Source organism: Bythopirellula superficialaquae (assembly GCF_059632245.1).
Genome location: NZ_CP197426.1, coordinates 3,832,816 through 3,848,138, shown reverse-complemented (window position 1 = coordinate 3,848,138; position 15,323 = coordinate 3,832,816). Strand labels below are relative to the sequence as shown.

Annotated in this window: 11 protein-coding genes and 1 tRNA gene; 6 read left to right on the top strand and 6 right to left on the bottom strand. The window is 56.5% G+C overall.

Going from position 1 to position 15,323, the window contains the following annotated elements; all coding sequences use genetic code 11:
- Positions 1–83: 83 nt before the first annotated feature.
- A complete protein-coding gene (locus SH678x_RS15880) occupies positions 84–3,572 on the bottom strand; it encodes a UvrD-helicase domain-containing protein (protein WP_496919433.1) in 3,489 nt (1,162 codons plus the stop codon).
- A gap of 28 nt (positions 3,573–3,600) precedes the next feature.
- Positions 3,601–6,879 (bottom strand): PD-(D/E)XK nuclease family protein, encoded by a 3,279-nt coding sequence (locus tag SH678x_RS15875; RefSeq protein ID WP_496919432.1) that lies wholly within the window; start codon positions 6,877–6,879, stop codon positions 3,601–3,603.
- Between the two features lie 444 nt (positions 6,880–7,323).
- On the opposite strand from SH678x_RS15875, the gene SH678x_RS15870 reads away from it, so the two are divergent.
- From SH678x_RS15870 to SH678x_RS15860, 3 genes are all read left to right on the top strand, one after another.
- Entirely contained in the window at positions 7,324–8,661 is a 1,338-nt protein-coding gene (locus SH678x_RS15870; RefSeq protein WP_496919431.1) for a DUF1559 family PulG-like putative transporter, read from the top strand.
- A 93-nt stretch (positions 8,662–8,754) separates the two neighbouring features.
- Complete coding sequence (locus SH678x_RS15865; protein WP_496919430.1) at positions 8,755–9,087, top strand: rhodanese-like domain-containing protein; 333 nt, start codon at positions 8,755–8,757, stop codon at positions 9,085–9,087.
- A 98-nt stretch (positions 9,088–9,185) separates the two neighbouring features.
- Positions 9,186–9,269 (top strand) — tRNA-Leu (locus SH678x_RS15860).
- Positions 9,270–9,331: 62 nt separating this feature from the next.
- On the opposite strand, the gene mnmL is transcribed toward SH678x_RS15860, so the two are convergent.
- Positions 9,332–10,309 carry a tRNA modification radical SAM protein MnmL/YtqA gene (gene mnmL / locus SH678x_RS15855; RefSeq protein WP_496919429.1) on the bottom strand — a complete coding sequence of 326 codons (978 nt, stop codon included), beginning with the start codon at positions 10,307–10,309 and terminating at the stop codon, positions 9,332–9,334.
- A gap of 157 nt (positions 10,310–10,466) precedes the next feature.
- Here mnmL and SH678x_RS15850 point away from each other — a divergent pair, with 157 nt between their 5' ends.
- Together SH678x_RS15850 and rsgA are read left to right on the top strand one after the other, a co-directional pair.
- Complete coding sequence (locus SH678x_RS15850; RefSeq protein ID WP_496919428.1) at positions 10,467–10,958, top strand: FHA domain-containing protein; 492 nt, start codon at positions 10,467–10,469, stop codon at positions 10,956–10,958.
- A gap of 81 nt (positions 10,959–11,039) precedes the next feature.
- Positions 11,040–12,173: a ribosome small subunit-dependent GTPase A gene (gene rsgA / locus SH678x_RS15845; RefSeq protein WP_496919427.1), complete on the top strand. Its 1,134-nt coding sequence runs from the start codon at positions 11,040–11,042 to the stop codon at positions 12,171–12,173.
- 24 nt (positions 12,174–12,197) lie between these two features.
- Here the strand turns inward: rsgA and SH678x_RS15840 are convergent, their stop codons facing one another.
- Together SH678x_RS15840 and SH678x_RS15835 are read right to left on the bottom strand one after the other, a co-directional pair.
- The gene (locus SH678x_RS15840; protein WP_496919426.1) at positions 12,198–13,259 is read right to left on the bottom strand and encodes a M42 family metallopeptidase; all 1,062 of its coding nucleotides are present in this window, start codon (positions 13,257–13,259) and stop codon (positions 12,198–12,200) included.
- Between the two features lie 2 nt (positions 13,260–13,261).
- On the bottom strand, positions 13,262–13,675 hold the full coding sequence (locus SH678x_RS15835) for a VOC family protein (RefSeq protein ID WP_496919425.1): 414 nt from the start codon (positions 13,673–13,675) through the stop codon (positions 13,262–13,264).
- A 219-nt stretch (positions 13,676–13,894) separates the two neighbouring features.
- On the opposite strand from SH678x_RS15835, the gene SH678x_RS15830 reads away from it, so the two are divergent.
- A complete protein-coding gene (locus SH678x_RS15830; protein WP_496919424.1) occupies positions 13,895–14,137 on the top strand; it encodes a hypothetical protein in 243 nt (80 codons plus the stop codon).
- Positions 14,138–14,521: 384 nt separating this feature from the next.
- Here SH678x_RS15830 and SH678x_RS15825 read toward each other — a convergent pair whose 3' ends face one another.
- Positions 14,522–15,295 carry a TatD family hydrolase gene (locus tag SH678x_RS15825; RefSeq protein ID WP_496919423.1) on the bottom strand — a complete coding sequence of 258 codons (774 nt, stop codon included), beginning with the start codon at positions 15,293–15,295 and terminating at the stop codon, positions 14,522–14,524.
- Positions 15,296–15,323: the final 28 nt, after the last annotated feature.

Sequence of the window (15,323 nt, the reverse complement as noted above, 5' to 3'; positions counted from 1 at the left end):
CCACAGAGTACACAGAGATCACCGAGTTAATTTGTGACTTGCCATTAAGGATCTGATTCGGAGACGGTAAAGCGAGTTGGGTCTTATCTCAATCGTGTATTGTCTATGCCAAGTAAAGAAGCGATAGCCTGATTAAGTTGACGATTCAATTCGATTTCGCGTTCCGCTGTCCAAGTAAAGTGATATTCCTCGCCGGGGCGTAGGAAGCAGAGGACGCATTCAATCGGTCGCTTGCCGAGGGCTCGTTCGCAGGCAAGGGCGTACACGTACATTTGCATTTCGTAGGACTTGGCAGCCGCGGGGACACCCTCGGCGGTCACCTGGTTCGATTTGTAATCAAGGAGATGCCATTCTCCTTGCTGATCTTGATAGAGGCAATCGATATAACCATGGAGATACCGGCCAGCTTGGGGTTCTTCGGGAAGTTGCCAGGGAAGCAGGAATTCGAGTTCACGTTGGATGCAGCGTGCTGTTGCGAGGGCTTGCGCGCGATCGCTGGCGAGAAAACGCTCGACGAGTGCGGCCGCAACTTCCAAAGTGGCGGGATTGTTGAGTTGTGGTGGCGCGAGAAATTCGCACCATTCTTTGATCTGATTAGGCGCGTTCTGCGGAACACGTTCCAGCAGTGTGTGCACGAGTGTGCCGAAGGCCAGCGGATCGGCTGGCTGAGCGGTTTCGGATTCCACAAGCGGCGTGAACTCCGGTTGCTCCAGCATGAGCACTCCCGAGAGCCGCGAAAACGAGAATCGTCGTCGCGTTTGCATTTGAGGTTGGATCGGCGCTACGCCAGGAGGCACGATACCTTTCCCAGACTTGGCAAGCTCGTATGTTTGGGCGAGGAGTTTTTCGAGATCGGCGCTGCGTGTGCGACCCGTTGGTTCACGTGTGCTCGTGGGTTCCGATGTGATGACGCGAATTTGAGGAATCGCGTAGCCGGGAGGTAATTCCGCCAAACAGTCGCCTGTGCTCAAGTCATATCGTTGACCTAAAAATTTAAGCCATTCGCTCTCCGGCTTGTGGGGATCTTTAAGGCTACTCGAAAGTATGAGATAGTCGGCCGCGCGAGTGCAGGCGACGTACAACAAGCGGATTTTTTCGTCCTGTTCCTGATGCTTCTCAGCGAGTTGATACAAATCCCAGCCGACGGTCGCATTTTTTTCCAGACTCGGCACAAGCGGGCCAAGCTTTTCGTCCATGATGGGATCGCGACTCGTGGGGGGAGACTTGCGATTGAGATCGGGCACCACAACCAGCGGGAATTCCAGGCCCTTCGCATTGTGAATCGTCATGATGCGAATGACGTCGCCGGCGGCACTCGTGGCGGCGACTGGCTCCTTGGGAGCGAGGGTGACGAACTCGGTCAGCTGCGTGACAAAGCCGCTGACGTCGCCGGGGTTGAGACGGTCGAGCGTGCGGGCTTGCTCCAGCAGTTTGTGCAAGTTGGCGAGCTTGCGTTGCCCAAGAAACTCGGTGAGCAACACCGCGTCGTAGCCAGTGAGTTCGATGGCGTAGTTCAAAAGCTCGGCCACAAGCAGGGAATCTTTGGCCGAGCGAAGTAGGTTGATGACGTTACCGGCATGAATGACTTTGGCGCGTTCGTCTTCGGTGAGTTCATCGGGGAGCGATGACGCAAAGAGGGATGTGTTGAGCGAACCGTTGTGTGTGGTCAGCCAGAACAGCGTTTCGTCTTCAAGGGCAAACAGCGGGCTGCGAAGTGCGCCGGCAAGGCTCAAGTCATCGGCGACGCTCACCACGCATCGCAGGAGATGCAGCACGTCGTGAATTTCTTGCTGAGCATAGAAGGCGTGGCCCCCGGCTAGATAGTACTCCAAACTCTGCTCGCGGAAGGCGGCTTCGTAGACTTGTACGTCGCTCAACGACCGAAGCAGAACGGCAATATCGCCAGGATGCACTGGCCGTAAGGCTTTGGTTTCGCGGTCTACGATCAGCGGCTCGGCGGAGTCGATCAATTCGGCGAGCTGCTTAGCGATGAAACGGGCTTCGAGGTAGCGTTGACGCTGGGCTCCTTTGAGTTGGGGCGGAATCGTGTCATCGATAGCGGTGGGGTCTTCAATGGCCCAGAGGAATTCGATTGAAGGTTGCGGCGTGAGTTGCGGCCGACTGGGGTGCAGCGGTTCGAATTTGTCTTTGAAGGAATCACAAAACAGGGCGTTCACAAAATCGAGAATAGCGCCTTGGCTGCGGAAATTTGTCGTGAGCGACAGACGGCTTTCCTCGGGAAGCGAATCACGGAGATTGTCGGAAACTTCCGGTTCGGCGCCGCGGAAGCGGTAAATGGATTGCTTGAAGTCGCCGACGACAAACAAACCTTGCTCTTGCCAACTTTCGCCGCAGAAGGCCTGCACGATGGCCACTTGCGTGGGGTCGGTGTCTTGAAATTCGTCGACGAGCAGTAATCGCGTGCTGCTGGAGAGTTGCTTTTGTACGGCGGCAAAGCGTTTTTCTGTAAGCAACTCGTACGCTTTGCGCATTAGGTCATCGAATTCCAGCACATTGCGATCTTGCTTGGCCTGTTCGTAACAAGAAGCCACGTCGGCGGCGAGTTGGAGCAGGCTCAAACCAGTGCGGGCGGCTTCCTGCAAGTGTTCTTCGTTCCAAGGACGGAGCAGCGGATGGTCTTTGACGGAATCGCGAATTTTCGTGCAGGCGTTTTTGAATTGCTCGAATTCCGCTTCGTCTTGCCAATTCTTCTTACGGGCTGGACCGCCTTGCACGCGGGCGAGGTCTTTAAGCTCCAACAGCAAAGCGGCAGGTTCATTCGAGCTTGGCAGTGTGTCGAAGATATTGAGCAACCGAGTAAACAGTGCTGGCAGTTCGGGTGAGGCAGCTTGGGCCGTGCGGCAAAGTTCACGAACGGTTTGAACATGAGGTGAATCAACAAAAGCCGTAGCCAATTCGCGGCGGGTGTGCTCGTTGAAATGCTGCTTCCAGGCTGTGATGAGCTGATCGGGGGTCGCTTGGCCCCATTGATCCTGCACTTGGGAAAGATTCTCGCCAACGAGCACGGCTAAATGCTCGCGCAGAGTTCGCAGCGAAAACCGTGTGGCGAGCTCGATCACTTGTTCGTCACGTTCTAGGAGCAACTGGCGCAGGCGGTCGTCGAGCGTGCGCAATCGCAACAAGTCGGCCGTGGTTTGATCGAGCTGCTCGAACTGCGGATCAATTTCGGCTTCGACGGCGTGACTGCGTAATAAGGCCGCACAGAAGGAATGGATCGTGCTGATGCGGGCCGTGTCGAGGGAACGCAATAATTTTCGCCAGGCTTGCTGTTCGCTGGGCTCGGTGGCTTGGTGGAGCCGTTCGTAACAGCGTTTGCGAATACGAGCCCGCATTTCGCGCGCGGCGGCGTCGGTGAACGTGATGGCAACAAGTTCGTGCAGCTCCGCCATCGGGCCAAGTGTGCGGGGATCGAGATAGGAAAGGAACCGCTCGGTGAGAACGAACGTCTTACCACAACCGGCCCCCGCGGCAAGCGACACCGACCGATCGTGCGCGGAGAGCGCGGCTTGCTGCTCGGCGGTGAGATTCAGTTTAGGAGGGGCTGTGGACATGGTGGCCCCGGACCGCGTGGCGGTCCGGCTAAGTGGATGGTTGTTCGTCGGGAGTGTTGGGGTACCAAACTTTTTCTAAGCTGCGAATTTGTGCGATGCGGCAAATTTTGCTGAAGTCGCAATAGCGGGTGCATTCTTTGTTTTCGTTGTAGACCGGGAACTCCGCGGAGCGGATGCCACCGATGATTTCTTTCACGCGATCCAGGATGACTTCGTTTAGACCGGTCCAGCGCTCGGATGTGGCAAGGCCATGTTCTGCCGAAGTGCGGAATTCAAGCATCGATTTGCCGCCGCTGGCAAAGCCGGTCGACTTGATACTCCAATAACCCGTGGCGAGTGCGACGGCCTGCTGTTCGGCAAAGAGTAGTTGTTCCGCGGCAAGCGCGTACAGGGGAAGTTGCAGTTGTCGCCCGGCTTTGATTTCTTGATCCGCGAGTTTGACCTCCTGTCCCGATTTGTAGTCGATGATATTGAAGACCGTGACGCCGTGGATGCGTCCCATATCGACGCGGTCGATTTGGCCGGTCAGTTTGATTTGCTCGGTACCGAGGTCGAGCGTGAAAGGAATCAGCGTCGAGACGGCGTCGTTCAGTGCTTCGCCGCGGGCTTTGGGGCCAAAGCGAACTTCAAAATGAGCGGGGGCAAACGGTTCTTCGAAGTTTTGCCATTGGCCGCGGTAATTAAGTTCTTGCTCGGCGTATTGTGGGGCCCAAGCGAGAATTTCACGGCGTTCGATTTCGCGCAAGGCTTCTTCCAGCCCACGAAGCGGGGTGTCTTCAATTGCCCGCTGGAGTGCGGTGGTGAAACGCTCGATTAGATATTCGCTCGTGAGAGACGTTTCAACATCTTCTTGTTGATCATGCACCGCCGCGAGGACCTGATGCAGTAGCGTGCCGCGGCGGAGGTGGTCGCTGCGGAGTGTGAGCTCAGTGAGCGGTTCAAGGTGCAGAATTTGCTTTGCGAAAAATTGGTAAGGGCATGCCGCGTAGGTTTCCAGCTGGCTGGGGCTCCAAAGATGTTCGCTGTTAAAGCGGCGTGCAATAGTAGCATGCACGATCGGGCTCGTGAGCAGGCCTTCGTAGGGACCAAAGGTTTCGCGCTTGCTGCGAGAGGCAACGCAGTGAATGCCGCGGAGGATGGCACGTCCGAGATTTCGCGATTTAGACTCCGACGATAAGCCTGCCAACCACTCGAACTCTCCAACAAGGGCCGCGGCGGTGCTTGTGATTCGCCACTCACTTTGACTTAATGGCGACATTTCCTCGGAGACCAATTCACCGGGGGCCATCGATACTGTTGAGATTCGTGCCGGTTCGAAGGCCCGCTCAAGTTCGATGACGAAGGGACTGGGTGAAAGCGCCTGGCCTTTGTCGTCGAGGGCCGCGTAGCTGAGCGTCAGCGTGTCGCTCGCGCGAGTGAGGACATCGTAGAAGAGCAGCATGGACTCGCCCGTCTGCTGGGCGGCGATTTGCTCGGCGTTTGTCGTTTCGGTGCCAAAGCGGGTGATTTCGTGTTCGGAATAGAGCCGACCTGTTGATTCGATGCTGGAAAACGACTGCTCGCTTAAGCCCGACAGAAAGACGTGCTTAGCGGAAAGATTGCGTGCGGATTCGGCGGAGAGGACACGTACCCGCCCTACGTTCTCCGTTGTGGACGGAAGTGGCACAGCATCGGCTACTGTTTGCCAAAGTTCCAGAAAAGTGCGGCTGTTGAGTTGTTCTTCAGCGACACCCAGTCGGGCGTCGGTGGTGTGAATCGTGCTGAGCGCGGTTTCGAATAATTGCCAATGTGTTTCGCTTGATTTGTGAATGATGCCAAAGGCCGTGAGGACGGTTTTCCAGTGTGCAACCCACTCGGTGAGCGTGGCTTTGGTGGGAAGTGTGCCGAGTAAATCGCTCCATTGCTTGAGGATTGGAGTGGCAATCACGGCAGCACGAACGATGCGTTGCTTTTCGTGTGAAAGTTCGACATCGCTAGTAGCGAGTGCAGCCCAGCGGCGGAGTTCATCGAGGAGTAATATCTTGCCTGCGGGAAGTTGAACGCGGCGGACGGAACGCTCGAGCGCGGCTTGGGTGTTGTAGCTGCCATCGCCGCCAAGGGATTGCAATCCCTGGGCGTTGGAGATGAGGTCCAGCAACAGGTCGAAGGGCCAGTCGCGCTCGTGAAGCAGGAGCAATTTTGTTGCCGCGCGGGCGAGCGGGGTCGTGTTCAATGGTTGACGAGAAGATAATGCAAACGGCAAACCGAAATCAGTGAACACTTGCGTGACTCGCCCCGCGACGTCGTGCAGCGAAGGAAACATGACCGCGATTTCGTCGGCGGCAGCCGTGCCGGTGAGCAGCATCTCTTTGACGCGGCGGGCGACTTCGCGGATTTCTCCTTGGAGGCTGTTGGCGGCGAGAATTGTTAGGCCGGCTGTAGAGGCGGCAGTCTTATCGGGCACATCTTGGAAAATCGCTCGTTCGGCCTGGGCCAAGCCGGGGGAGGTGAAGTGGGGTGCGTTGAGGAATTCGCATTGAAGTTGCGGAAAGGTTTCACGCAGGCGAGCGAGCGTGCGATCGGGCTTGTCGAATAGAAACCTGCGCGTGTGGAGGCAATTGGCGTGTTCTGCCGGCAAGGTGATGAGCAATTCTTCGCAATTTTCACCCAAAATGCGCAGCAGATCGTGCTGGGCGGTGGTGAAGTCGGCGAAGCCGTCGAGGACCACGAGGCCGAATCGGAGTTGAGACTTTGAGGTTTCAATTTCTTCGCGGGCGGCCCAGAAACGGCCTTCGGCATCGTAGAGACCGTTTTTGTAGAGGTGAAGTTGGTAAGCCGAATAGATTGCCGCGAAATCGCGGTCGCGGTCGGTGCGGCTTTGCTTGCGGAAATCCTCGGCCCAGATGTCGCGGCGTTTCAGGTCGGCGATCACTTCGCCGACTTGGCGGATGAAACCGGGGGTGCGGGCCACGGTTGCGTAGTGGCGGAGTTGCTTGGTGGCGGCAAGATCTCGGATGAGCAGGGTGAGGATTCGCTGCTTCTCGAGGGCGTTGATCGCCCGGATGCGGCGGCCGCCACGGGCGATCAGTTCCTCGGCGAGCATGGCAAAAGTAGTGGTGCGAGGAGTGAGCAGGGCTCCCGGGGTATCTTGGGCCAATCGGTCGCGGATGGCGCTCACCGCCGAGGAAGTCGGGCCTATCCAGACCCCTTCGGGCTGTGTCAGGTCGGCGAGCCAAGCTTGGAGGAACTGCCGGTAACGGGCGAGCGCACCGTCGGTTTTGCCCGAACGGGCTGGGCCGAGGATCAGGTTGACCGAGCAGGTTGGCACGCGGGGGAAGTCCTTTTTGCATGGGATGTTACGTTTACTTATGAGGCCGGATGCTAAACCGACCCGCCCGGTCGTGCGGGTTGGCCCGCGCTGCCTGGAATAACTTATCCGATTCGTCTGCGGAAGTCGCCCATTTGATTGACAGCGTAACTCTTTTTCGCGTAAACTATTAAGTGTATTTTAGTCCCTGGGCAGATGGGAGGCACCTCGCCGTTCTAGCGTCTCATTCGAGACCGGCACGCGCATTGGGTATGTCGCTTGAGTCTGATTTGGGATGGACACGTTAGGTCTTCGCTAGGACTTAATGCGTCCAAGTACGATCGAGCGCGCTGGACCTATCGAAGTGTTTTCCTTTCTCAATGGGGACAGCCCACGCTTATTTTTGTGGGCCATTTTTAGTTGTCTTATTTTTCTCATTCCTTTTTTTCTGGAGGAGGCATCATTATGGATGCGAAGCAAACGAAACGAGGTTTTACCCTCGTGGAATTGCTGGTGGTGATTGCCATCATCGGCATTCTGGTGGCATTGTTGCTACCGGCGATTCAAGCTGCTCGCGAAGCGGCTCGTCGCAACTCGTGCTTGAATAACATCAAGCAAATCAGCCTGGCGACTCACAACTTTGCGGATCGCAAGAAGGCGTTCCCGTTCGCGTCGACGGGATTCTATCAAGGCCGACAAGCTCCCAACACGGGCGTGGCCTTGGCCGGTGGACAGCGCGATGGCTACAGCTGGTTGTTCCAGTTGCTACCCGAAATGGAACTCAACAACTTGTATGACCGGACGCGTAATTCAACCACGGTTGTCACGAGCGCAACGGCCGTTGGTAACGGTAACGGGTCCAACAAACTACGGATTGGCCCGTTTGGTTTGGATGCCGCCAATGACGAAGTTGCCGTGTTGGCAGCAGGTAATGTTCCCACCGGTCAAAATGGTGGTGCTTATCAACAGCAAGTCGAAGCTTTTATTTGCCCCAGCTTCCCCGGCAACAATGAAGCCAAAGGCACGTTTCGCCAAGGTCTGACAAAAGTCGCCGTGGGTAACTACGTGGCGATCCCTTCGACTCACTACAATGCGGATGGGTCGACTTCGGGGACCAATCGTGCCTCGGATACGGGTGCCACTCCCGGAACGCTGTACGACAGTATGACCAGTGCGACGGCTCTTAAGCAGTTGGCGGGTAATGGGGTGATTGTCTTCCCACAGAACACGATCAACGACACGGCTGTAAATGGCGGTGCTGCGGTCAGCGTTTTCGCCTTACAACGTCAGCCGACGGCGGTGACTTTTGCTGGTATTCGTGATGGTACGGCCAATACCGTCTTGTTCTCGGAATCGAAGGAAGAAACCTTTGCTTCGTGGATTAGCGGTCTGAGCATGTATGTCGTCGCTGTTGATCCGAATAACGGCGGTGAAGATATCCAAAAGATTCAGCCCACCACGGGTTCCACGACTCCTGCTATGTTGGGATGGATCAATAGTTCGGATGGTCGTTTGGCTTTGAACGTTGGTAACGACGTCAAGCGTCTGGGTGGTGTGAATGGTCAAGGCCCCCCAGCGGTCGACGATGCTCAAAACAACATTTATGCCAAACCTTGGGTTCATCAACCCACAGGTAATTCTGTGAGCGGTGCTCGTATCTTTGGCCCTTCCAGCGGTCATCCTGGTACGATTCAGCATGCGTTTGCCGATGCCCACGGTAAGAGCATCAACGAAGACGTCGACCCCAACACGTATGTGCGTATTTGCACCCGTGCTGGCAACGAAGTTGTTGAACTTCCGTAGGTTTTGTTGTTGATTTAAGTTAACGAACGTCGTGGTGCGATTACGGTTGCATCACGACGTTTTTTTGTTCAATTGCGAATTACGAGAAGAGCTATGGGAAACGAACTGGAAATAGGACCGGCTGAGGTGAAGGCGAAGTTGGATCGCGGCGACAAGTTTTTGCTTCTCGACGTACGCGAAGAGGATGAATATGCAGTCTCTAAAATCGCGGAGTCCAAGCTGTTGCCCATGAGTCAAATTGGCGAGCGGGTCGCTGAGATTCAGGCATGGAAGGATCAGCCGATCGTCGTGCATTGCCACAAAGGGGTCCGCAGCCTGCGGGTGACGCATTGGCTAAAGAACGAAGGCTTTCAGGACGTGCAGTCGATGGCCGGGGGGATCGAGGCGTGGTCGTTGGAGATCGATCCGGAAGTGCCTCGGTACTGAGCACATGAAAGGCGGAGGGTGGAAGGGGGAAGGCGGAAATGAAAATCTGCCTTCCCCCTTCCGCCTTCCCCCTTCCCCCTTACAATATGTTGTTTCCAGCCGGAGTGGCGGAATTGGCAGACGCGCATGGTTCAGGTCCATGTGCCCGCAAGGGCGTGCAGGTTCAAGTCCTGTCTCCGGTATTGGCTGATATAGCCGCGACGTTTCGCCGCGCGCTGTTTTTTACCGAGTCGGGACGACTCGGCTATATGGCAGTGGTGCGGAGTTTGCCCTGCCAGGTGTCGCGGCGGAGGAATTCGGCTTCGATCGCGCGTTTGACGGCGGCTTTGTCGAGGCACCAGGATGGCCCGATAAAATAATCGGGCGGGGCATCGCCGCTGATTCTTTCCACCACCATTGTCGGCGGTAGCAGTTCGAGAAAATCGACCACCGTGCGGACGTAGTCGTCGTGACCCATGAGAGTCACTTCACCCGCGGCGACTTGCTCGGCCAGCCGGGTGTTCTTCACACAATACAAATTGTGAATCTTCACCGCGTCGATGTTCACGCGGGCGAGTTCCCGGGCCGTGGCCAGCATGTCTTCGTGCGATTCGCCGGGGAGGCCCAGCATCACGTGGGCGCAAATCTCGAAGCCGCGGTTCTTGCTCCGCTCGACGGCATCGAGAAACGAGTCGTGGTGATGCCCACGGTTCATCCAGTCGAGCGACCGGTCGTGCATTGTCTGCATGCCATATTCAACCGAAACATAAGTCCGTGCTGCGAGTTCTTCCAATAGATCAAGTACTTCATTGGGAACGCAGTCGCTGCGAGTGCCGATGGCGAGCCCCACCACTTTGGGGTGCAACAGGGCCTCTTCGTAGAGCCCACGCAATCGTTCGACGGGGGCGTAGGTATTGGTGGCGGGCTGGAAGTAGGCCAGGAAATGCTCACAGTTCTTGTAGCGATTTCGCATCCTCAGGATGCTTTGATCAATCTGGCCAAGAATCCCCGCCCGGGGAAGCCGACGGCTAGGGCTGAAGCTGCGGTTGTCGCAAAAAGTACACCCCCCCTTGGCCACGGTGCCGTCGACGTTGGGGCAGGTAAAGCCCGCATCGAGACTCACCTTCTGGACGCGGTGTTGAAACCGCTGGGCAAGGGCGTAATTGTAGGAATAATAGCGAAGCCCGGAATCGCGCCAGGATAGCAGTAAATCCCTACCAGGTATTGAGTTAGTTGACGACACGGGAGGGACTGCGTAAAGTAAAGACTGGCCAGATGGGTATTTTTCGAGACGGTTTTCGTCAGATTTTTATTTTAAGGCGACGCCGACTCACCGTTATTATTTTATTGTTTTCACCCATCATCGGGGCGAGACACGTTTTCCACAAGAGTATAACAACATGTATGGTGAACTAACTCCGCTGGGCGGCGGGGACCCCATTCCGTTGTTGAAGAAACAACTGCTAGTGGGTCGCCGCGAAAGCTGTGACATCGTACTGCGGTTTGCCAATGTTTCGGCTCACCATTGTCGCCTGATGGTTAACGGCGGTTATTGGTACATCCGAGACATGAACAGCCGCAACGGCGTCAAAGTCAACGGCATCAAGGTTCAGGAGAAACGGATCGATCCGGGCGACACTTTGTCGGTCGCCAAGCACGATTACGAGATCGACTACTCTCCGGCCGACCTAGGTGCCGTGGGTCCGCCACCCGCCGACGATCTGCCGAACGAAATCATGACCGAATCGCTCTTGTCGCGAGCCGGCTTGAAGTCGTCGGAGCCCGCCGGGCGGGGCCAGCAATTTGCTGGAAAGAAGGCCGATGGCAGCTTTCGACGCTACGATGTGCTCGATGACAAGGAGCAACTCAAGATGCCGGATCGCCCGGTTTGAGCAATCTTCAAGCATTGAGCATTTGAAAATTGAAACGCCCAGGGGTTGCAACCCCTGGGCGTTCTTGTTGGGATGGGTAGCATGGCGAAGAAACAACGGAAAGTTCGAGCCGACTTGCGCAAGAATCGCAACGTGCGCACGCGCCAGAACGATCTGACCCGGAATTTTGCCAACAATCAAGAAGCTGTCGAGGACATGGCGACGGGACAAAGCGTCTCGGGCAAAGGAGAACTTACCCGCAAACGAACCGTGGTGAACGCCGACGTCTCAGAAGGCGCGACGGGCGATGTTGTATCGCTAGCCATTGATCCCAGCATTTGTTTGCAAGGCCGCGTGTTGCGGGTGCAGGGATTGCATAGTGCGGTGCAGCTTGATGATGGCATGATCCGTCTGTGTGCAACTCGGCGATTGCTCAAAACATTAAGCACCGATCAGCGGCACGTCGTCGCGGCCGGAGATCGCGTGTGGGTGCGGCCCGAGGGCAAAGATGAAGGAATCATTGAGCGTGTCGAGCCCCGCACGGGGGTCTTGAGCCGCACGAGTCGCGGGCGACAACACGTGCTGGTGGCGAATGTCGATCAATTGCTGATTGTCACGAGCGCGGCTCAACCGCGATTAAAGCCTAACCTTTTGGATCGCTATCTCATCACGGCCGAGAAAACTCGCATCGAACCGATCATCTGCATCAACAAGGTGGATCTGGTGAATCGAGCTGACCTGGAGCCACTGATCGGCGTTTACAGTCAGCTTGGTTATCGGACGCTGCAAGTTTCTGCCGCCAAGGGTTGGGGGATGAAGGCGCTTACCGAGATAATCCGGGGGCGGGCATCGGCTTTCACAGGTCAAAGCGGCGTGGGCAAATCGAGTTTACTCAATTCGATCGAGCCTGGGCTGGCGCTGCGGGTGCAATCCGTCAGTCAAGAATCGGAAAAAGGTAAGCACACAACCACGACCGCGGAACTGATCCCGTTATCACTGGGTGGTTTTGTCGTCGATACGCCCGGGATTCGGCAGTTTCAACTTTGGGATGTGATCCCTGAGGAAGTCGCTGGCTTCTTTCGCGAACTGCGACCCTATGTGAGCCACTGCCGTTATCCCGATTGCACGCATACCCATGAGGAACCTTGCGCCGTGAAAGACGCGGTTGCTGATGGCTACATCGACGTGCGGCGCTACGAAAGTTATTTGCAAATTCACGCGGGGGATGAAGCGTGATTCTCCGCGCTAGGCCGCGAGCGGCTAGTGGGGGATAAAATCGGCATTGGCTTCTAGCTTATGGACAAAGGTCGCCAGCAAATCGGCCGCGGCGTCGATATCGTTGAGTGAAATCATTTCCACAGCGCTGTGCATGTAGCGATTGGGAATGCTCACTAGCCCTGCGGCGACACCGCCCCGGGCGAGTTGAATGGCGTTGGCATCGGTGCCCGTGCCGCGACCGCTTGCCGCGAGTTGGTAAGGAATCTCGCCATATTCGGCGGCATCACGGAGCGCATCAACAACAACGGGGTTCATGTTGGGCCCACGATAAATCACGGGCCCGCCGCCGAGTCGGATATCCCCTTCTTGCGTTTTGTCGATCGTGGGGCAATCCGTGGCGTGAGTGACGTCGATCGCGATCCCGACATGCGGATTCACGCCGTAGGCACTTGTGGCCGCGCCGCGGAGACCGATTTCTTCTTGAACTGTGGCCACGGCAAAGAGGGCTACGTTAAGGCCACGTTTTTTGGCCCGCCGCGCGGCTTCCATCGCGACCCACAAGCCAGTCTTGTCGTCCATACCCGGCGAGTTTGCAAAGCCGTTCCGCATTTCTTGGTAACCGAGTTCGAGCGTCACGGGGTCACCGATCTTGACCATCTCGGCGGCTTCTTCTTTGTTTTTCGCGCCGATGTCGAGCCACATATCTTTGAGCTTCACCACTTGTTTGCGCTCGTCCTGGTCAAGCAGGTGGATTGGTTTACGCGAAATGAGTGCGGGGATGGCTCCCTTGGCGGTGTTGATCGTCATCCGCTGGCCGATGAGTTGTTGGGGATCCCAGCCGCCAATCGTGTTGGTGTAAATGAAGCCTTGTTCGTTGATATGAGTGACCAGCAATCCAATTTGATCGGCATGGCCTGCGAACATCACACGCAAGGGGGCATCGACGTTGCAGCCGACAATCACGTTGCCGTGGAAGTCAGTGTTCACTTCGTCGGCGAAACTCTCAGCGTACTTACGCACGAGATTCTGCACGGGCTGCTCGTAGCCCGAGGGACTCGGCGTTTCGAGGATTTGCTGAAAGAATTTTTTGGCACTCGCTTCCATGGCTATTCCTTTTCATTATTTCGTGCGGGCCACTCGCCAAGCTCAAGCACGTTGCCGTCGGGATCGTGCAAGAAGAGTTGTCGGTAGCCGTAATCGGGAAGTCGTTTTTCCACGAACTTGATACTGTGTTGTTGAAGGATTTCAATCGCCGCGTCGACGTTGGTGCAGCGGATCGCAAAATGCCCTTGGAGGGAATCAATTTCCGTGGGCCGGGCGGCGAGGTCGTCGTTATGAATCAAATGGAGCATTACGCCCACGCCGTCGTGCACTAGCCAGCGACCGTCAAAAGAAAATGCCGGGCGCGGCACGGCATGGAATCCCAACACATCGCAATAAAACCGCTCACCCCGCGCGGCATCACTCGTCGCCAAGGCGACGTGGTCCATGCGGCCCAGCGGGATGGAGTGTTGAGTCATCGAATCGTGATGCGAATGGCGTGCTAGCGGGGACTGGGAATCTCTGCCGATTTTAACGATTTTCTGGCCCACTGCGAGGCGGATCGCCGATAGACAACGATGATCATCCGCTCGGCCAGGGCAGGCCAGAGCGCACACTTTTCTGGAGTTCAAGGACCATGGCCGCGAAAAGCCTTTTGTCGTTCGTCTTCTTGCTGACAAGTTTATCTCAAATGGGTTGTGCTGGTTGCCTACACTGCGCTCGCAGCGGCGGGTGTGACATGTGCGGACCCGCGTGTGGTTGTCCTGATTGTGGCTGTGCCGACACTTGCTGCGACGTGGGCTGTGGATGTGCCGACCCAGGATGTGGTTGCGTGGATCCAGGTTGCGGCTGCGTTGATCCTTGCTGCGGTGCTCCCGGTTGTGGAACCATGGTGGGTCACCGCCGTCCGTTGGCGAATTGTCCGCTGCTCGTGGGCTTAAGGAACTTGTTCTGCGGCACGGGCTGTGGATGTGGTTGTGGCGGCGGGGGAGGGTGCTCTTGCGGCGGTTGCGGATGCGAAACATACACCGGCGATTGGAACTGTAATCCTCCTTGTGCCGAACCCTGCGATCAGTGTGGCAACTACAATGGTGCACAAATGGGCATGCAGATGGGACAAATGGGCATGCCCATGGCTCGCCGTCCCTACGTCGCCGAGCGTGTAAGGTCAGATGAGATTAACTTCTCCAGCAGACAACAATCGTTGCAGAAGTAGAATCAAACGAAATATCAGACACAAGCTCGCAGAGTCATTTCTGCGAGCTTTTTTTTGCGCTAAACGCGCAGATTCTATAGTTCGCTAAATGCGCAGACTCTTTGATTCGCTAAACGCGAAATAGGGCATGGGCATTGGCGGTCGTGATCTCGGCGAATTTCTTGAGCGTCATATCCCGTGTCTTGGCGATGCACTCGGCTGTAAAACGTACGAGGGCGGGCTCGTTGGGCCGTTGACCGCGTTTTGGCTCCGGCGAGAGATACGGCGCATCGGTTTCGATTAAGATACGGTCCAAAGGAACGCTGGCCGCGGCCTCGCGGAGGTCGTTCGATTTTTTGAACGTGACCATGCCGGCAAAGCTGATGTGCATTCCCAGAGTGACGCACTCCGCCGCCATAGAAGTATCGCCGGTGAACGAGTGCATAATACCGCGCAAGGGGCCACGGTCGACGTGAGCCTCGCGGAGCATGGCCATGATGTCGGCATCGCAATCACGCATGTGGACGATGAACGGCAGATCTCGCTCCGCCGCAAGCCGCATGTGGCGGTCGAAGTAATCTTGCTGCATCTCGAAGGGTGTCGAATCCCAATAACGATCGAGGCCCGTCTCGCCGATGGCGACTACACCGGGCTGTGTGGCGAGTTCAACAATCGCTTGCCAATCGTCGGGGCCTGCCTCCGCGACGTAGTTGGGTTGAATGCCCACGGCCGCGTGGACGCCAGCATATTCGGCTGCGAGTGAGACACACTTACGACTGGCGGCGACGGTAGTCCCCACGGCAATCATGTGAGCGACACCTGCCACGCGAGCACGCTCGATGACCTGTGGACGAATCTCGTCGAAATCTTCCTGGTCGATGTGCGTGTGGGTATCGAAGAACATGATTCACAGCATTAACGGCATCGGGATC